The following is an 18,972-nucleotide window of genomic DNA, read 5'->3' on the forward strand; positions in this document are numbered from 1 at the left end:
TCTCACCGATCTGCGGCGACATCACCCGATTGCGGCGAGCACCGCTTGGGCATATTCCGGGCGACAGACCACCAGGTCAGGAAGCAAAGGGTCCGGCCGGTTGTAGGCCAGCGGCGAGCCGTCGATGCGCGACGTGTGCAGGCCGGCGGCCCGGGCCACGGCCACCGGCGCGGCCGAGTCCCACTCGTACTGCCCACCGGCGTGCACGTAGACATCAGCCGTGCCCTGCACGACGGCGGCGACCTTGACCCCGGCCGAGCCCATCGGCACCAGCACCCCGTCGAGGCGCTCTCGCACGGTTTCGGCGACCGCCGGCGGGCGGCTGCGGGACACCGCGATGCGGGGCGGGCCGGGATGTGCGGGCGGGGCGGCCACGGTCGGCGTGGCCAAGGTGATGCCGCGTGCCGGCAAGGCGATGGCGCCAGCGACCAGTTCTCCGGCGTGCCACAGCGCAACGTGCACGGCCCAGTCGTCGCGCTCCGGCTCGGAGAATTCCCGGGTGCCGTCCAGCGGGTCGACGATCCACACCCGCTCGGCGTGCAGCCGGACCGGGTTGTCGGCGCCCTCCTCGGACAGCACCGCGTCGTCCGGGCGCTCGGTGGCCAGCGCCGTCATCAGGTAGTCGTGAGAGCGCTTGTCGCCGGCGGCTTTCCGCTCGGCCTGTGGCGCGTCGGCCAGTTCCTCGCGGACGCTCAGCAGCAACCGGCCCGCGTCGGCGGCGAGCTGGGCGGCCAGCTGGTGGTCGTTCATTTCCGGGCGTCGATCGCGGCGATCACCTGGCGGGCCTGCGCATCGACGCTGTCCTGCGGGCTCAGCCGCACGTCCGGGTTGCGCGGCCGCTGGTACGGGCTGTCGATACCGGTGAAGTGCGTGATCAGCCCGGCGCGGGCTTTTGCGTACAGTCCCTTGGGGTCTCGCTGCTCGCATTCCTCCAGCGGGGTGTCGCAGAACACCTCCACGAAATCGAACCCGGCGTCGGTGTGCACCTGGCGGGCCAGCTGGCGATGTTCGATCAGCGGGCTGATCGCCGGTACCAGCACGATCTGGCCGGAATCGGCCAGCAGGGTCGCCACGTGCGCCAGCCGGCGCAGGTTCTCGGCGCGGTCGGCCATCGAGAACCCGAGGTCGGCGTTGAGGCCGTGCCGCAGGTTGTCGCCATCGAGAACGTAAGCCGGCGTACCTCTTTCGAGCAGCAGCTGCTCGACCCGCATCGCCACCGACGACTTACCGGCGCCGGACAGTCCGGTCAACCACACCGTGCGGCCCTTCGACAACCGGTCGGTGGCGGTGACCAGCGACTCGTGGCGCACCGTGTTCGGGCTGGCGGCGCGGCCCGACACATCGCGCAGCACCATGCCGGCCGCGACCGTGCCGTTGGTGGCCTGGTCGATGAGGATGAACGATCCGGTCGCATCGTTGCGGGTGAATTCGTCCAGCATCAGCGGCACCTGAGCGCGCAGCGACACCCGGCCGAGCTCGTTGAGCTGCAACGAATTCGCTTCCTTGTCCCGGTGCAAGGTGTTGACGTCGAGGCGGTAGTCCAGCGCCATCACCTTCACCCGGGTGGTGCGGGTGGTGTGTTTGATGATGTAGTCGTTGCCCGGCCGCAGCGTCGCCCCGTCTGCCATCCAGCACACCGTGGCGTCGAAGTCCTGGGCGATGCGGGGCTGGTTGTTGGTGCGGGCGATCATGTCGCCGCGGGAGATGTCGATGTCGTCATCGAGACTGACCGACACCGCCATCGGCGGGAACGCTTCGTCCACGGCGCCATTGGGGCCTTCGATCGCCGCGATCCGGGTCGGCTTGCCTGACGGCAGCACCACCACGTCGTCTCCGGGACGCAGCACCCCGCTGGCCACCGTGCCGGCGTAGCTGCGGTGGTCGGCGTGTTCGTGGGTCTGGGGACGGATCACGTACTGCACCGGGAAACGCACGTCCACCAGGTTGCGGTCACCGGCGATGTAGACGTCTTCCAGGTGCGACAGCAGCGCCGGGCCGTCGTAGTAGGGGGTTTTGTCGGACTTGGTCACTACATTGTCGCCGAGCAGCGCCGAGATCGGGATGGTCGTCACGTCGTGCACGTCCAGGCGGGTGGCGAACGAGTGGAAGTCGTCGCGGATCGCCTCGAATTGCTCGGCGTCCCAGTCGATCAGGTCCATCTTGTTGACCGCGAGCACAATGTGGCGGATGCCCAGCAGCGACGCCAGGAAGGTGTGCCGGCGGGACTGCTCCTGCAGGCCGTGCCGCGCATCGACCAGCACGATCGCCAGCTGGGCGGTCGAAGCGCCGGTCACCATGTTGCGGGTGTACTGGATGTGCCCGGGCGTGTCGGCGATGATGAATTTCCGCTTGGGCGTGGCGAAGTAGCGGTAGGCGACATCGATGGTGATGCCCTGCTCACGCTCGGCGCGCAGCCCGTCGGTGACCAGCGCCAGGTCGGTGTAGTCATGACCGCGCTCCCGCGAGGTCCGCTCCACCGAGGCCAGCTGGTCCTCCATGACGGCCTTGGAGTCGAACAGCAGCCGCCCGATCAGCGTCGATTTGCCGTCGTCGACCGAACCGGCCGTGGCGATACGAAGCAGCGTGGTTGCCGCACTCATCAGAAATACCCCTGCCTCTTGCGGTCTTCCATGCCTGCTTCGGAGATCCGGTCATCAGCGCGGGTCGCGCCGCGCTCGGTCAGCCGCGACACCGCGGTCTCAGCGATCACCTCGTCGACGGACGCCGCCGTCGACTCCACACAACCGGTGCAGGTGACGTCGCCGACGGTGCGGAAGCGCACCGAGGTCTCGAACACCTCCTCGCCGTCGCCGGGCCGCAGGAATTCGTGGTCGGCCAGCAGCATGCCGTCGCGCCGGAAGACTTTGCGCTGGTGCGCGAAATAGATTGAGGGCAAGGTGATTTCCTCGGCACCGATGTAGGACCAGATGTCGAATTCGGTCCAGTTCGACAGCGGGAAGACCCGGATGTGCTCACCGGCGCGGTGCCGGCCGTTGTAGAGGTTCCACAGCTCGGGGCGCTGGGCCTTGGGGTCCCACTGGCCGAACTCGTCGCGGAAGCTGAACACCCGCTCCTTGGCGCGCGCCTTCTCCTCGTCGCGCCGGGCGCCGCCGAACGCCGCGTCGAACTTGTTCTCGGCGATCGCCCGCAGCAAGGTGACGGTCTGCAGCGGGTTGCGCGACGGCCCGTCGTCGATCACCCGACCGGCGTCAATGTCGTCTTGCACACTGGCCACCACCAGCCGCACCCCGGTCTTCTCGACCAGTTCGTCACGTGCGGCGATGACCTCTTCGAAGTTGTGGCCGGTGTCGACATGCATCACCGGGAACGGCAGCCGGCCCGGCGCGAACGCCTTGACCGCCAGGTGCAGCATGACGATGGAGTCCTTGCCGCCGGAGAACAGCAGCACCGGCCGCTCGAACTCCGCGGCCACCTCTCGGATGATGTGGATGGCCTCGGCTTCCAGGGTGCGCAGATGCGTCAGTTGATAGTGCCCGGCCGTGGTCGGCGCCGTGGGCGCGGTGATGTTGCTGGTCATAACTTCCTCGGACAGTTTCCCGATAATCTTGGTGAGATTTACCAGATTTATTGGTTATAAGCGGTTATGTAACCAGGCGGACCGGGCGGCTGTCAACGTGATCCCGCGCTCGCCCCAGGGCGCGCAGTTGTACGTGATTTTCGGCGTGTCGCCGTGCAAACCCGCGCCCTCGCCGCAAGGAGGGCGGGAGGAGCTACAGGGTGACTTCGCCGAGCTTGCCGGTGGCGACGTCGAAGACGAACCCGCGCAGTGAGGTGGTCTGGGTGATGAACGGGCTGGCTTGGATCCTCCGCAAGGAGTGGCGGACGTCTTCCTCGGCGTCGGGGAAGGCCTCGGCGGCCCACGGCGGCCGCAGCCCGGTCTCCTCCAGGACGGCGCGCTTGAACTCGTCGTCGGTGAAGGTGAGCATCCCGCAGTCACTGTGGTGGATCAGGATGATCTCCCGGGTTCCCAGCAGCCGTTGGCTGATCGCCAAGGAACGGATCGCGTCGTCGGTGATCACCCCGCCGGCGTTGCGGATGCAGTGCGCTTCGCCCTCGTGGATGCCCAACGCGCGATGGACGTCGAGCCGGGCGTCCATACAGGCGACGATTGCGACGTGCTTGCTCGGTGGCATCGGCAGTGGGCCCTTGAAGGTCTTCGCATACTCGGCGTTGTTGGCCAGGTAATCGTCGGTAACGGTCACAGGCGTCTCCATCTGTCGCAGTGCGCAGGCAGATCCTAGTGAAGAAGCAACCGGAATCCACGGTTAAAAATCATTCGGATCAAAGAGCTGCGGCGGTGCCTGAATCCGGAGATTTCCTCGGCGTGTCGACCGGGGACGCGCACTCTCAGCCGGCAGGCCTTTACCCTGTGCTGATGCCGCACGTCTGCGAGGCCGCGCCGTGATGCGGTTCCTGGCCGGCCGGGCGCTGAACTACCTGGTGCTGCTGGGCCTGGCCTCGTTTCTGACGTTCTGCCTGACCTCGCTGGCGTTCGCCCCGCTGGACAGCCTGATGCAGCGCAACCCACGTCCCCCGCAAGCCGTCATCGACGCCAAAGCCGCCGAACTGGGCCTGGACAAGCCCATTCCGCTGCGCTACGCGCACTGGGCCTCGCACGCCGTCCGCGGCGATTTCGGCGTCACCGTCACCGGCCAACCCGTCTCCGGCGAACTGGGACGCCGCATCGGGGTCAGCCTGCGCCTGTTGGTGGTGGGCTCGCTGGCCGGCACCCTCATCGGCGTGGTGGCCGGTGCCTGGGGGGCGGTGCGCCAATACCGGCTCTCCGACCGGGTCATCACCCTGGCCGCGCTGCTGGTGCTGTCGGTGCCCACGTTCGTGCTGGCCAACCTGGTGATCCTGAGCGCGCTGCGGGTGAACTGGGCGCTGGGCGCGCAACTGTTCGACTACACCGGGGAGACCTCCCCCGGGTTGGTCACCGGCTTCTGGCCGGGACTGGCCGACCGCCTGCAGCACTTGGTGTTGCCGTCGCTGACCCTGGCGCTGGGCGCCGCGGCCAGCTTCAGCCGCTATCAGCGCAACGCGATGCTTGATGTGCTCGGCCAGGATTTCATCCGCACCGCACGAGCCAAGGGCCTGACCCGGCGGCGTGCGTTGTTCAAACACGGGCTGCGCACCGCGCTGATCCCGATGGCAACCCTGTTCGCCTACGGGGTGGCCGGGCTGGTCACCGGGGCGGTGTTCGTGGAGAAGATCTTCGGCTGGCACGGTATGGGCGAATGGGTGGTGCAGGGGGTGGCGACCCAGGACACCAACATCGTCGCGGCGATCACCGTGTTCTCCGGTGCGGTGGTGCTGTTGGCCGGACTGCTTTCCGACGTCATCTACGCGCTGCTCGACCCCCGGGTGCGGGTGTCATGAGCACCGAGATCGAATTCGCCTCCCGGCGCACCCTGGTGCTGCGCCGCTTCCTGCGCAGCCGCGCCGCAGTGGGTGCACTGGCGCTTTTGGCGGTGATGTTCGTCGGCTGCTACGCCCTGCCCGCCCTGCTGCCCTACTCCTACACCGACCTGGACTACGACGCGCTGCTGGTCCCGCCGGGCCCGCGGCATTGGCTGGGCACCAACGCATTGGGCCAGGACCTGTTGGCGCAGATCCTGCGCGGCATGCAGAAATCGATGCTGATCGGGGTGTGCGTGGCGCTGATCTCCACGGTGATCGCCGCGACGGTGGGGGCGATCTCGGGGTATTTCGGCGGATGGCGCGACCGGATGCTGATGTGGCTGGTCGATCTGCTGCTGGTGGTTCCGGCGTTCATCCTGATCGCGATCATCACCCCGCGCACCAAGAACAGCGGCAACATCGCGCTTTTGGTTCTGCTGCTGGCCGGCTTCAGCTGGATGATCAGCGCCCGGATGGTGCGCGGCCTGACCATGAGCCTGCGTGAGCGCGAATTCATCCGGGCCGCACGCTATATGGGCGTCTCCAGCCGGCGCATCATCGTCGACCACATCGTGCCGAACGTGGCGTCGATCCTGATCATCGACACCGCACTCAACGTCGCGGTGGCGATCCTGGCCGAAACCGGTTTGAGCTACCTGGGTTTCGGTATTCAGCCACCGGACGTCTCGCTGGGCACGTTGATCGCCGACGGCACCGCCTCGGCCATCACCTTCCCCTGGGTCTTCCTGTTCCCGGCCGGGGTGCTGATCACCATCCTGGTCTGCGCCAACCTCGCCGGCGATGGCCTGCGTGACGCCCTGGATCCCGACGCCGCGAGTCTGCGGGGCCGCCGGTGAGCGCCTTGCTGGAAGTCACCGACCTGGCCGTGACATTCGGTGCCGGCGCCGACGCGGTGCGTGCGGTGCGCGGCGTGAGCTATCAGATACAGCCCGGCGAAGTGGTCGCGATGGTCGGTGAGTCCGGCTCCGGCAAATCCGCGGCGGCGATGGCGGTGATGGGCTTGTTGCCCGAGCACGCGCAGGTGTCCGGATCGGTGCGCTTGAGCGGCACCGAGCTGATCGGCCTGGGTGACACGGCGATGTCGAAGTTCCGCGGCGCCGCGATCGGGATGGTGTTCCAGGACCCGATGTCGGCGCTGACTCCGGTGTACACCGTCGGTGATCAGATCGCCGAGGCCATCGAGGTGCACCAGCCGCAGATCGGGCGGCCCGCGGCCCGGCGGCGTGCGGTGGAACTGCTGGAGCTGGTCGGGATCTCCCGGCCGCAGGAGAGGGCACGGGCCTTCCCGCATGAGCTATCGGGCGGGGAACGCCAGCGCGTCGTAATCGCAATCGCCATCTCCTGCGACCCGGATCTGCTGATCTGCGACGAGCCCACTACCGCACTCGACGTCACCGTGCAGGCGCAGATCCTGGAGGTGCTCAAGACCGCCCGCGACGTGACCGGCGCCGGGGTGCTGATCATCACCCACGACCTGGGGGTGGTCGCCGAGTTCGCCGACCGGGCACTGGTGATGTACGCCGGTCGGGTGGTGGAAGCCGCCCCGGTCGAGGTTTTGTATCGGGGCCGGCGGATGCCGTACACGGTGGGCCTGTTGGGTTCGGTGCCGCGTCTGGACGCGCCGCAGGGCACCCGGTTGGTGCCGATCCCCGGCGCCCCGCCCTCGCTGGCGGGCATCGAGCCGGGGTGTCCGTTCGCCCCGCGCTGCCCGCTGGTCACCGAGGAGTGCCGTGCCGCCGAGCCCGACTTGTTGGTCGTCGGCCCGGAACAGTCCGCCGCCTGCATCCACACCGACCAGGTGGGCGAGCGCAGCGCCGCCGACATCTATCGCGTGCGCACCGAGGTTCCGGCACCTACGCCGGGTGACTCGCCAGTCGTGGTGCGGGTGCGTGACCTGGTCAAGACCTATCCGCTGACCAAGGGCGTGCTGCGCCGCAGCGTTGGTGAGGTCCGCGCCGTCTCTCGGGTGAGCTTCGAGTTGCAGCAGGGCCGCACCCTGGCGATCGTCGGCGAATCCGGGTCGGGTAAATCCACCACCTTGCACCAAATCCTGGAACTGGCTGCCCCGCAATCGGGTTCGATCGAGGTGCTCGGCACCGACGTCGCGACCCTCAAGCGAGACGGCCGTCGTGCGCTGCGGCGGGATCTGCAGGTGGTCTTCCAGGATCCGGTGGCCTCGCTGGATCCACGCCTGCCGGTCTTCGAGGTGCTGGCGGAACCGTTGCGCGCCAACGGCTCCGACAAGGCATCGACGCATGCCCGGGTGGCCGAGCTTTTGGAGCTGGTCGGACTGCGGCACAGCGACGCGGCCCGTTACCCGTCGGAATTCTCCGGCGGGCAGAAGCAGCGGATCGGCATCGCCCGCGCACTGGCGCTACAGCCCAAGATCCTCGCGCTCGACGAGCCGGTGTCCGCACTCGATGTCTCGATCCAGGCCGGCATCATCAACCTGCTGCTGGACCTACAGCAGCAGTTCGGGCTGTCGTATCTGTTCGTCTCGCACGATCTGTCGGTGGTCAAGCATCTGGCGCATCAGGTGGCGGTGATGTTCGCCGGGGAGATCGTGGAGCAGGGCGAGGCCGATCAGGTTTTCGGTGACCCGCAACACGACTACACCCGGCGGCTGCTGGCCGCCGTGCCGCACCCGGAGCCGGCCTCATGACGTTGACTCTGCGCTCACGGCGACATTGTGCGAGAAGGGTACGCCCTGGGCGCAGAGTCAACGGGGTGGCGGTGCTCGTGACGCTGATGCTGGCGCTGAGCGGATGCGCGGCGGTCGACATCACCGCCCCAGAAGGCGCGTCGAAGGTCGGCACCGCCAGCGACATCAACCCGCAGGACCCGGCGAGACTGCGCGACGGCGGCAACCTGCGGCTGTCGATGACACAGTTCCCACCCAACTTCAACCCGCTGCACATCGACGGCAATCTCGCTGAGAACGCGGCCATGCTCAAGGCCACCATGCCACGGGCGTTCACCATCGGCCCGGACGGCTCGGCAACGGTGGACACCGACTACTTCACCAGTGTGGAGCTGACCGGCACCAACCCGCAGGTCGTCACCTACACCATCAACCCGAAGGCGAAGTGGTCCGACGGGACTCCACTGTCCTGGGAGGACATCGCCAGCCAGATCCATGCCACCAGCGGCGCCAACGGCGAGTTTGCGATCGCGACCACCAACGGCGCCGAACGGGTCGCCTCGGTGACCCGCGGCGTCGATGACCGCCAGGCCGTGGTGCGGTTCGCCAAACCGTATGCGGAATGGCGGGGCATGTTCGCCGGCAACTCGATGCTGCTGCCCCGCACCATGACCGCCGACCCGGAGACCTTCAACAAGGCGCAACTGCGGCGACCGGGACCGTCGGCCGGGCCGTTCGTGTTGTCGTCGCTGGACCGCACCAGCCAGCGAATCACCTTGACCCGCAACCCCGCGTGGTGGGGCAAGCGACCGAAGCTGGATACCATCACCTACCTGGTGCTTGACGAGTCCGCCCGGATGCCGGCGCTGCAAAACCACACCATCGACGCCACCGGGGTGGCCACCCTGGATCAGCTGACAATCGCGCGGCGCACCGAGGGCATCGCGATCCGGCGGGCACCGACCCCGGCCTGGAACCACTTCACCTTCAACGGCGCGCCCGGGGCGATCCTGTCGGATAAGGCGCTGCGGCTGGCCGTCATGCGCGGTATCGACCGGAGCACAATCGCCAAGGTCACCCAGCGCGGGCTGACCACAGACCCGGTGCCGCTGAACAACCACATCTATGTCGCGGGCCAAGAGGGCTACCAGGACAACAGCGCGGTGGTGGCCTACGACCCGGAGCGCGCCAAGCGCGAACTCGACGCGCTGGGCTGGAAACTCAACGGGAAATTCCGGGAGAAGGACGGCCGGCCTTTGGTGATCCGGCACCTGTTCTACGACGCGTCCAGCACCCGGCAGTTCGCCCAGGTGGCCCAACACAATCTGGCCGAAATCGGGGTGAAGCTGCAGTTGGACGCCAAAGCCGGCGGCGGTTTCTTCACCGACTACGTCAACGTCGGCGACTTCGACATCGCCCAGTTCAGTTGGGTCGGTGACGCATTCCCGCTGGCCGGGCTGACACAGATCTCCGCGTCCTACGGGGAGGCCAACTTCGGCAAGATCGGCAGCCCGCAGATCGACGCCAAGATCGAGGAGACGCTGGAGGCGCTGGACCCGGCGGTGGCCCGGGCTCGGGCCAATGAGGTCGACGCGCTGCTGTGGGCCGAAGGGTTCAGCCTGCCGCTGATCCAGACCACCGGCAATGTGGCGGTGCGTAGTTCCTTGGCGAACTTCGGGGCGCCGGGTTTGGCGGATCTGGATTACACCGCAATCGGGTTCATGAAGGAACAATGACTCAGCATCAGGTGGTGATCGTCGGAGGGGCCGACCGGGCTAATGCTGGCGGGCGAGCTGGCGCTGGCGGGGATCGATGTCGCGATCGTCGAACGGCGCACCACCTGTGACCTGATCGGCTCCCGCGCCGGCGGTATCACCCCGCGCACCATCGAGATCCTCGACCAGCGGGGCATTGCCGACCGGTTCCTGGCGCAGGGGCGCATCGGCCAGATCTGTCATTTCGCGTGGATCATGTTGGACATCAGCGACTTACCCACGCGGCACAATTACACTCTCGGCTTGCCGCAGTACCGCATCGAGCGCACGCTCGCTGGCTGGGTCGACGAGCTGGGTGTGCGGACTCATCGCGGACGTGAGGTGATCGCCTTCGCCCAGGACGACTCCGGCGTCGACGTCGAATTGTCCGACGGCACGACGCTGCGCGCCGCCTATCTGGTCGGGTGCGACGGCGGGCGCAGCGCGATCCGCAAGGTATCCGGGATCGGCTTCCCGGGCTGGGACGCGTCGACCAGTTGTCTGCTCACCGAGGCCGAGGTGTCCGATGAGCCGCCGTGGGGTCTGCATCGCGACGCCGTCGGTTTTCACTCCTTCTTCCGCCTCGAAGCCGACGGGCCGGTCCGGGTGATGGTGACCGAGCCGGAGGTCGGGCGACCCGACGAGCCCACGCTGCGCGACGTCAGCGACGCATTGATCACCAGGCGCGGTACCGATTACGGTCTGCACAATGCCCGCTGGATCTCCCGCTTCACCGACGTAACCCGACAGGCGGACCGCTATCGGGACCGGCGGGTGCTGCTCGCCGGTGATGCCGCCCATGTGCATTCCCCGGCAGGCGGGCAGGGTCTCAATACGGGTGTTCAGGATGCGGTGAACCTCGGCTGGAAACTGGCCCAGGTGCTCACCGGGACATCACCGGACAGCCTGCTGGAGACCTACCAGGCCGAGCGCCACCCGGTCGCCACCCGAGTGCTGCGCAACGCCATGGCGCAGGGCACGCTGCTGGAGCCCGGTCCGCGCGTCGACGCCTTGCGCGACACCGTGTCCGAGATGCTGAGCCTCGATGAGTCGCGGAGGCGATTCGGCGCGATGATGTGCGGCCTGGACATACATTACGACCTCGGGGACGGCCACCCACTGCTGGGACGCCGGATGCCGGATCTGGATGTGACGACGCCGGCGGGCACGGTGCGGATCTTCACCCTACTGCAGGAGGGCCGTGGCGTGCTGCTGAACTTCGACGCACCTTGGGTTTTCGATGTCACTCCGTGGGCCGACCGCGTATCGGCGGTCGACGTCGAATACGAAGGCCCCTGGGAGCTACCGGTGCTGGGCTCGGTGGCGGCTCCCGACGCCGTGCTGATCCGGCCGGACGGCTATGTCGGATGGGTCGGCGACGGCACGGCGACGGGCTTGCGTGCTGCGCTGACCACCTGGTTCGGGCCCCGATAGCCTCAGGATTCAAGCACTCAGATCGATGCGGTGCGCGTCGGTGACGCTGCCGTAGCGGTCCGGGCTGCAGGTCAGCACGATCACCTGGCCCTGGCCGCCGACCGCGTCGAACACCGCCCCCATCTTCTCCAGCCGGTCCGGGTCGGTGAAGCCGAGTGCGTCGTCGATCACTACCGGGACACTGTCTTCCTTGGCGACCAGCGCCGCCCCCGCCAGCCGGGTCAGAATGCCGAGTTGCTCCTTGGCCCCGCCGGACAGCGACTCGTACGGCACGGTGCGGCCGTCGAGGGTCCGGGCACAGATCTTCAGGTTGGTGTCGATGTCGACTTCGAAGTCGGCGCCGAACACGAGCGCGCCGAGTCGCTGGATCTCGGTGCGGAACGGCTCGACGTAGCGTCGGCGGGTGTCGTCGCGGTGCCGGCTCATCGTGGACCGCAGCAGCGCCGCTGCGCGCGCTCGCCGGCCGATCCGATCGTGTTCGGCCGCAATGTGTTCCCGCGCGGTCTGTGCCGTGTCGAGCTGACCCCGCCGACCCTGGGTACCGAACACCGCAAGCTCGACTTCGACCTCGTGCAGCGCGCGGGCGGTCTCGGCGTGGGCGCTGCGCAGCGCCTGCGCCGCCGCATCTGCCTCGGCGAGCTGGGCGTCGATGGCATCGGGGGCGGCCGCGGCCAGCTGCTCGGACAATTCAGCGACCCGCTGTTGGGCGGTGCGCACGGCATGCCGGTTGGATTCGGCGGCGGCCGCGAGGTCTTGATCGCTGACCGATGCGCGCTGGGCGGTGAGGCGCTGGGTGACGGCATCGAGCTCGGTGCGCTGCGTCGCCGCCTTGTCGCGCAGCAGCGTCACCCGGGTCGACGCCTCGGTGCGTCGGTTGGCCGCGCCCAGGGCGGCCCGCCGCCGCGCCTCGCAATCGGTGCCGATGTGCGCGCGCAGCGCCTCGGCGGCGTCACGTTCGGCGCGGGCGTCTTCGGGGGTGATCTCGGTGCCCACCTCACCGTGTTCGCTGCGCAGCTGTGCCAGCCGGGCGCGCAGCACCGCCAGCTCGTCGTCGCCGCGCAGCGCCGCCAGGGTGGCGGTCAACTGGTCCCGGGTGCCCTGCAGTTCGCGGCGCCGCTGGTCGGCCCGCCGCGCCTGCGCCAGATCACGTGCCTCCGCTGCTGCCAGCGCCTGGGCCAGTTCCCCTTGCGCCGCAGCGTATTTCGCGGCCACCTCACGGGCGCTGTCACCCGGCCTGACCCGCACCGTCAGCAGCCCCGGAACATCCACTTCGGCGCCGTCGGTGACCGTGGCCGACCAGCTCTGACCCGCCACCAGCGGCGTGTGCTCACCGGCGATCACCAGGTCGACGTCAGCGGCAGCGGTGACCTCCAGCGTCGCCGAGATCGCGGCCAAGGAGGCCTGCGCCCGGTCGAGCGCGGCCGCCGCGTCCTCGATCCGGCGCAGCAGCGGCTCGGTCACCACGATCCGGGCCAGCTCAGCGTCCGCCTGCTTGAGGTCACGCTCGGCCGCGTCGATCCGGTCGATGCGGGCAGCCAGCCGGTCGGCCTCGTCCCGGGTGGTGAGTTGGTCGACGACGCGGCGGGCGGTCTCGAGGCGTTCGGTGGCGGCGGCCAAGGTCTGTCCGGCTTCGGCGGCAGCGGCGTCCGCGGCCTCGGCGGCGACGTCCGCGGTGGCCTGCGCTGCAACGGCCTCGGCGATCTCGGCGTCCAGCGCGGCAACCGCAGCGGTGCGCGATTCGAGTTCGGCGCGCAGCCGCTCCCGCTCGCTGTGGGCGGACTCCGCCGCAGCACCGGTGGCTTCAGCGGCGGTGGCCACGAGCTGGGCGTCGCGCAGTTGGTCGCGCAGGGTGGCAATCGTGGCGCTGGCGGCCTGGGCGGCGCTGTGCCGAGCGTCCGCCGTTGCTTGAGCTGCGACCAATCGGGCGAGTTCGTCGGTCAGCTCGGCGTGCCGGACCACCCGGTCGTCGACCTCGGCGAGCAGCGCCGTGCACCGCTCTACCTCGGCGTCGGCGTCCGCCAGCGCGGCCAGCGCCGCGGCCCACTCCCCCGTCGGGCGCCCGGTCGGGGTGAAATAGCGCCCGTATTCGGCGTCGATGCGCTCGATAAGGATCGGTTCGGTTCCGCTCAGCGTGGCGGTGTCGCCGGCGGCGACATCGAGCGCCCTAGAGAGCGCATCACATCCGGACAAGTCCACCGCCGCCGTCGACGCCGCCTGCAACACCCGCTGGGCCTGCCACAAACCGGTGTCCATCGTCTCGGCCAGCATGGCGCGGACCCGCTCGTGCGCTTCGTCACCGGTGAGCTGCTCGCGGCGCGGAGTCTGGATGGTCAGCTTCGTCTGAGGCGACTTGTGGAACCGCTTGTGATAGACGAAACGGTAAGGGCCGGTGCTGATGTCAGCGGTGACCTCGGCGCCGACGTCGGCGTGGGTGGGCTTGACCTGTTTGACGTCCTTCTTGGCGGAGCGGTCCTTGGACTCCAGCAGTAGATCCAGTGCCTCGATCATCGAGGACTTGCCGATCTCGTTGGCGCCGCACACCACGACGACGCCGTGATCGGGAAAGTCGATCTCCCGGTGGGCCACACCGCGATAGTTGGTCAGGACCAGCCGGTGCAGTCTCATGCCGCACCCCGGTCGACGAGCCGCAGTAGCAGCGCCAGCGCGGCGTGGGCGTCGCCGGCGGTGCCGGTGTCGCCGCTGCGGGCCGCGGCGACCAGTTCCTCGACCGCGTCGGCGGCGAACCCACCGATGCCGAGGTCGGTGAACTCACCGTCGGCAGGGACCACCACCAGGTCGGTGTGGCGTTTCCAGGTGCCCACCCAGGCGAACAGCCGCGAGTAGCGGTCCAGGCAGGCATCGAGTGCGGCCCGGTCGGTGACGCTCAGTGAGCCGGTCAGTGCCAGCCGAACCACCGTGCGGCTCTTGTCCGGAAGCTGGTCGAGGTTGATGTCCAGGTCGGTGATGTCGCGACTGGTGTCGAGCTGGCGATGCAGCGTCAGGAATCGCCACCCGCCGATGTGGCGGGAGTCGACGGTGACTGCGCCATCGGTCTCATCGACATCGACCACCAGGACGTGGCCCGGATCAGGTTCGATGTCGTCATAATTGGTGACCTCCGGTGAGCCCGAATACCAGATCCGGCCCGTCTCACCAACTTTGGTCCGGGAGTGCTTGTCGCCCAACGCAACATAGTGGATCACGCCACGGTCCAGGGCGTCTTCGAGGGCGGCGAGCCGGATCAGCGCCGGGTTGCCTGGATTGGGGTCCAGCACGTCGACGCCGCCGTGGGCGACCAGAATCCGGGTGGTGCCGTCGGCGGGCAGGCCCTCAAGTGCGTCGACTGCCAGGTCGCTGGTGGGCCGCTTGGACCGCCACGGGGCGGCGACGATCTCCAGCCCGGGGCGCACCGGATGCACGCCGGCAGTATCGAGGACGACGACGTTGTCGGGGCGTTCGGCGGTGAACAGTGCACTCGTGTAGACCGATGCAGCGTCGAGGGGATCATGGTTTCCGGGCAGGAGATACACCGGAATACCGATGGTGCGCATGGCTTCCAGGGACTGACTGATGACCTCCGGGGCCAGCTGATTGTCCTCGAACACGTCCCCGGCGACGACGACGAACTCCGCGCCCGCCTCGGCCGCCAGCGCACCGAGGCCGGCCACCGCATCGCGCCGGGCCGCCGAGTAACGGGGCTGGGCATCGCCGGCCAGGAAGTGCCGGGTCATGCCGAGCTGCCAGTCGGCGGTGTGCACGAATCGCATGTCGGTCCCGTCCCTTTCTGCCGGCTTTGGCCGGGCATCGCGAGTGTATGGCCGCCCACCGACAAGTCCGCGGACCTCGCTCGGCAGGTCCGGCACCGCCGGATGGGGCGTGTTCCCGTGTGTCACATGCGCCACTTCGGCACCCCGGGGGAAGGGTGGGGTGAGTTCAAATCGGATGTCGCATGCGCTATCACGCCGATCCCGACGGGCGGCCGCTATCGCCGGCGCTATCCAAATCGGAAAGATCTGCACCGCGCCCTTGGGTGGGGGATGCGGCGCATGTTCTACACGTGGCAGCGGTGACGCGTTCCCGACCGGGGCCTAGCCTTGGCTGTATGCGCGATGAACACCGCACCCTGATCCTGCTGCGGCATGCGAAATCGGACTATCCGCCCGGAGTCGACGATCACGACAGGCCGCTGGCGCGGCGCGGCATCCGGGAGGCCACGCTGGCCGGCGACTGGCTGCGCGCCAATGTTCCCGTCGTCGACGAAGTGCTCTGCTCGACGGCAATGCGAACCCGGGAAACCTTTGAGCGCACCGCAGTTCAGGCACCGATTCGGTACCTCGACGAACTCTACGATGCCTCACCCGGCACGGTCATCGCCTCGATCAACGAAGTCGACGACGACGTTCGCGCCCTGCTGGTGGTCGGACACGAACCGGCGATGTCGGCCGTCGCCCTCGGGTTGGCCGGCGCACCCGGAACCGATGCCGCCGTTGCCCACCAGATCTCAGAAAAGTTCCCGACCTCGGGTATGGCGATACTGCGGGTAACGACCGGGTGGGAGGGTCTGGAATTGGGCACAGCGGCGCTGGTCGGATTCCAGGTTCCCCGCTGATCGCCGAACGCAGGGTCCAGATTACGGCTTTGGCTCGCAATCCTGGTAGGGCGGGGCATCGTCTCTGCCCTCGGCTCGGAGCGCGCCCAACTACGAGTTCGTCGCGAGCGTCAGCTCCATCAGCTTGACGGCCTGCTCGCACGCGTCGATGCCCGGCGCTTGCGGATTCACCCACCAGCCGACCACGCCGGCGGCATCACTGGCGACCCCGCACGAGCCGTTCGGGTCGGCGGGGCGCATCACGATCGACGGCACGCCCACGATCGACTTGTTCTCGATCTGGTACTTCAGGAACTCGGCGACCTTGCGCTCGTTGTCCAGGCTGCCCTGCTCGAACCAGAACCGGGTGATGTCGATCAGCCCGGCCGGGTTGGCGGCCTGCCAGCGGCAGATCGCGCCGACGAAGGTGCTCTGGATGTCCAGCGGGTCCGCCCCCACGGTCTTGGCCAGGATGTCGGTGGTCAGCACCTCGCACTCCTTGAGCAGGTTGGGGTACTGCCGTTCGGAGTTGTTGTTGCGCTGGGTGTCGCCGGAGCCCGCCTTGACCGCGGTGCCGCCCACCTCACGGGAGCAGCCCGTCAAGCCGATCAACACCGTCAACACGCAGGCGGCACTGGCAAAAATCCGGCGGCTCATTTGGCGTTCGCAATCGACTGGCGGGTCAGCTCTTTGGCGACATCGCACGGATCCGGGAACGGCTTCTGGGCGAAGCTCACCGACCACTCGATGAAGTCGTCCTTGAACTGGATGCCGATCTCACACAAGTTGTCGCCCATCGTCGGGGCGGTGCCGACGGCGATGAAACCGCTGTGGCCGTCGATGTTGATGTCCTCCACCGACGTCCGCGACACCTCCTCGGTCTTGCGCTCACGCCCGATCGGGCTGCCGCGGTACCAGGAGAAGGAGAAGTGCGGGCCCATGATCCCGCCGCGGGCCAGCCACTGGCAGCCCACCGAGTTCTGCGCCGTGTTGACCAGCCCAGACACCCGGGTCAGGTTGGTGACGGTCTCGTCGCTGATGCCCCCGCACTGCGGAAAGGATGGCCCGTGGCTGCCCTGCTCGGTCTTGGTCGCCGAGGACTCGCCGGAGGAAGCTTCGGTCGAGCCGGAGTCGGAGCATCCGGCGAGCATCGGAATCACGGTAGCGACCGCCAGGGCCGGGACCGTCAGTTTGAGCCGCACACGATGCACTGTAGCGGCACCACCGCCGACCAACCACGACACACCGGGTGACCAGTCGGTTTGTGTCGCCCCGGCGCCGTCACCGCCGCGTGCGGCCCCCACCGGTGTGCGACAGTAACCCCATGCTCCTGGCGCTGCTGCGCTGCTACGTCAAGCCGTACCGGTGGCCGGTCGCGGCGGTGATGACCCTGCAGCTGATCAGCACCCTAGCCTCGCTGTACCTGCCGACCGTCAACGCCGCGATCATCGACGACGGGGTCATCCGCGGCGACACCGCCGTCATCGCCCGGCTGGGCGCGGTGATGCTCGCCGTCACCGGCCTGCAGGTGCTGTGCGCAGTGGCGGCGGTCTACTACGGCGCACGCACCGGCACCGGCTTCGGCCGCGACCTGCGCCGGGCGGTGTTCACCCGGGTGATCGGGTTCTCCGAGCACGAGACCACCCGGTTCGGCACCCCGACGCTGCTGACCCGCACCACCAACGACGTCCGACAGATTCAGCTGGTGGTGCAGCTGAGCGCCACCGTGCTGGTCGCCGCGCCGATCATGAGCATCGGCGGGCTGCTGATGGCGCTGCACCAGGACGCCGGGCTGTCGTGGCTGCTGGCAGTCGCCGTGCCGGTGCTGGCCGGGGCCAACTACGCGATCGTGGCGCGGATGCCGCCGCTGTTCCGCCGCATGCAGATGCTGATCGACAACATCAACCGGGTGCTGCGTGATCAGCTCACCGGAATCCGGGTCATCCGCGCCTTCGCCCGCGAACCCCTCGAGCAAGACCGATTCGCCCGCGCCAACACGGCACTGTCGGAGACCTCGATGAACGTGGGCAACCTGCAGGCCCTGATGCTGCCGGCCACCACACTGACCATCAACGCCTCCAGCGTCGCACTGATCTGGTTCGGCGGGCTGCGCATCGATGCCGGGCAGATGCAGGTCGGTTCGCTGATCGCGTTCCTGTCCTATTTCATGCAGATCCTGATGGCGGTGTTGATGGCCACCATGGTCGTGGCGATCCTGCCGCGCGCCTCGGTGTCTGCCGAGCGGATCACCGAGGTGCTGTCCACCGAGCCGACGCTGCGGACCCCCGCCAACCCGGTGACGCCGGCGACCGCCACCGGCGAGGTCCGGCTGGCTGGGGTCGGCTACCGCTATCCCGGCGCCGACCGGCCGGTGCTGCGCGACGTGTCGCTGACGGCGCGGCCCGGGACCACCACCGCGATCGTCGGCTCCACCGGATCGGGAAAATCCACTCTCGCCTCGCTGATCTGCCGGCTGCGCGACGTCACCGACGGCGCGGTGCTCATCGACGGCGTCGACGTGCGCGACCGCGAACCCGAACAGCTGTGGTCGGGCATCGGCCTGGTGCCGCAACGCGGCTACTTGTTCTCCGGCACCGTCGCCGACAACCTGCGCTACGGCGCCCCGGCCGGCATCCAGGTCAGCGACGAGCAGATCTGGGAGGCGCTGCGGGTGGCCGCCGCCGACGATTTCGTGGCCGCCCACCGTGACGGGCTGGCGATGCCGGTGGCCCAGGGCGGGATCAACCTGTCCGGCGGGCAGCGGCAACGGCTGGCGATCGCCCGGGCGGTAATCCGCCGGCCGTCGATCTATCTGTTCGACGACGCGTTCTCCGCCCTGGACACCCGCACCGACGCTGCCGTGCGCGCCGCACTGCAGGAGGTAGCCGCGCAGGCGACGGTGATCATCGTGGCGCAGCGCATCTCGACTGTGGCGCAGGCCGATCAGATCGTCGTCATCGATGACGGGCGGGTGGTCGGCACCGGAACCCACCACCACTTGCTCATCGAGTGCCCCACCTACGCCGAGTTCGCCGAATCCCAATCCCTGGCGGGTGAGCTGCTGTGAGCGCACCGGTGACCGATCCCGCCGCGCGGGCCGCTGACTTCTCGGC

General features: G+C 68.5%; 14 protein-coding genes and 1 pseudogene. 7 read left to right on the forward strand and 8 right to left on the reverse strand.

The window, feature by feature from the left end; all coding sequences use genetic code 11:
* Positions 1 to 21 precede the first annotated feature (21 nt).
* From AC5Y4Q_RS11885 to AC5Y4Q_RS11900, 4 genes are all read right to left on the reverse strand, one after another.
* Positions 22 to 750, reverse strand: a complete 729-nt coding sequence (locus AC5Y4Q_RS11885; RefSeq protein WP_064923107.1) for a 3'(2'),5'-bisphosphate nucleotidase CysQ — start codon at positions 748 to 750, stop codon at positions 22 to 24.
* Positions 747 to 2,600, reverse strand: coding sequence for an adenylyl-sulfate kinase (cysC, locus tag AC5Y4Q_RS11890; RefSeq protein ID WP_064923109.1), 1,854 nt, complete (start codon positions 2,598 to 2,600; stop codon positions 747 to 749). The genes AC5Y4Q_RS11885 and cysC overlap by 4 nt, the downstream gene beginning before the upstream one ends.
* Complete coding sequence (gene cysD / locus AC5Y4Q_RS11895; RefSeq protein WP_064923111.1) at positions 2,600 to 3,538, reverse strand: sulfate adenylyltransferase subunit CysD; 939 nt, start codon at positions 3,536 to 3,538, stop codon at positions 2,600 to 2,602. Before cysD ends, cysC begins: the two co-directional genes overlap by 1 nt.
* 193 nt (positions 3,539 to 3,731) lie before the next feature.
* On the reverse strand, positions 3,732 to 4,223 hold the full coding sequence (locus AC5Y4Q_RS11900; RefSeq protein WP_125225289.1) for a beta-class carbonic anhydrase: 492 nt from the start codon (positions 4,221 to 4,223) through the stop codon (positions 3,732 to 3,734).
* Between the two features lie 199 nt (positions 4,224 to 4,422).
* Between AC5Y4Q_RS11900 and AC5Y4Q_RS11905 the strand changes: the two genes are divergently transcribed.
* The 5 genes and pseudogenes from AC5Y4Q_RS11905 to AC5Y4Q_RS11925 all read left to right on the forward strand — a co-directional run bounded on the left by AC5Y4Q_RS11905 (position 4,423) and on the right by AC5Y4Q_RS11925 (position 11,271).
* The gene (locus tag AC5Y4Q_RS11905) at positions 4,423 to 5,400 is read left to right on the forward strand and encodes an ABC transporter permease (RefSeq protein WP_125225288.1); all 978 of its coding nucleotides are present in this window, start codon (positions 4,423 to 4,425) and stop codon (positions 5,398 to 5,400) included.
* A complete protein-coding gene (locus AC5Y4Q_RS11910) occupies positions 5,397 to 6,278 on the forward strand; it encodes an ABC transporter permease (RefSeq protein ID WP_125225287.1) in 882 nt (293 codons plus the stop codon). The genes AC5Y4Q_RS11905 and AC5Y4Q_RS11910 overlap by 4 nt, the downstream gene beginning before the upstream one ends.
* Positions 6,275 to 8,104, forward strand: coding sequence for a dipeptide ABC transporter ATP-binding protein (locus tag AC5Y4Q_RS11915; RefSeq protein WP_125225286.1), 1,830 nt, complete (start codon positions 6,275 to 6,277; stop codon positions 8,102 to 8,104). Before AC5Y4Q_RS11910 ends, AC5Y4Q_RS11915 begins: the two co-directional genes overlap by 4 nt.
* A gap of 86 nt (positions 8,105 to 8,190) precedes the next feature.
* Positions 8,191 to 9,819, forward strand: coding sequence for an ABC transporter family substrate-binding protein (locus AC5Y4Q_RS11920; protein ID WP_064920249.1), 1,629 nt, complete (start codon positions 8,191 to 8,193; stop codon positions 9,817 to 9,819).
* A pseudogene (locus AC5Y4Q_RS11925) lies at positions 9,816 to 11,271 on the forward strand (FAD-dependent monooxygenase). The gene AC5Y4Q_RS11920 and the pseudogene AC5Y4Q_RS11925 overlap by 4 nt, the downstream one beginning before the upstream one ends.
* 9 nt (positions 11,272 to 11,280) lie before the next feature.
* On the opposite strand, the gene AC5Y4Q_RS11930 reads toward AC5Y4Q_RS11925, so the two are convergent.
* Entirely contained in the window at positions 11,281 to 13,896 is a 2,616-nt protein-coding gene (locus AC5Y4Q_RS11930; protein WP_125225283.1) for an AAA family ATPase, read from the reverse strand.
* Positions 13,893 to 15,038, reverse strand: a complete 1,146-nt coding sequence (locus AC5Y4Q_RS11935) for a metallophosphoesterase family protein (protein WP_499959093.1) — start codon at positions 15,036 to 15,038, stop codon at positions 13,893 to 13,895. The genes AC5Y4Q_RS11930 and AC5Y4Q_RS11935 overlap by 4 nt, the downstream gene beginning before the upstream one ends.
* A 335-nt stretch (positions 15,039 to 15,373) precedes the next feature.
* On the opposite strand from AC5Y4Q_RS11935, the gene AC5Y4Q_RS11940 reads away from it, so the two are divergent.
* Positions 15,374 to 15,880 (forward strand): SixA phosphatase family protein, encoded by a 507-nt coding sequence (locus AC5Y4Q_RS11940; protein ID WP_125225281.1) that lies wholly within the window; start codon positions 15,374 to 15,376, stop codon positions 15,878 to 15,880.
* 90 nt (positions 15,881 to 15,970) lie between these two features.
* On the opposite strand, the gene AC5Y4Q_RS11945 is transcribed toward AC5Y4Q_RS11940, so the two are convergent.
* Both AC5Y4Q_RS11945 and AC5Y4Q_RS11950 read right to left on the reverse strand, forming a co-directional pair.
* On the reverse strand, positions 15,971 to 16,516 hold the full coding sequence (locus AC5Y4Q_RS11945) for a DUF3558 domain-containing protein (RefSeq protein WP_064920241.1): 546 nt from the start codon (positions 16,514 to 16,516) through the stop codon (positions 15,971 to 15,973).
* A complete protein-coding gene (locus AC5Y4Q_RS11950; RefSeq protein ID WP_064920248.1) occupies positions 16,513 to 17,010 on the reverse strand; it encodes a DUF3558 domain-containing protein in 498 nt (165 codons plus the stop codon). Before AC5Y4Q_RS11950 ends, AC5Y4Q_RS11945 begins: the two co-directional genes overlap by 4 nt.
* Positions 17,011 to 17,183: 173 nt before the next feature.
* Between AC5Y4Q_RS11950 and AC5Y4Q_RS11955 the strand changes: the two genes are divergently transcribed.
* Positions 17,184 to 18,926, forward strand: a complete 1,743-nt coding sequence (locus tag AC5Y4Q_RS11955) for an ABC transporter ATP-binding protein (RefSeq protein WP_499959096.1) — start codon at positions 17,184 to 17,186, stop codon at positions 18,924 to 18,926.
* The last annotated feature ends 46 nt before the right edge of the window (positions 18,927 to 18,972 follow it).

The sequence above is a fragment of the Mycobacterium sp. NGS16 genome (assembly GCF_059813225.1).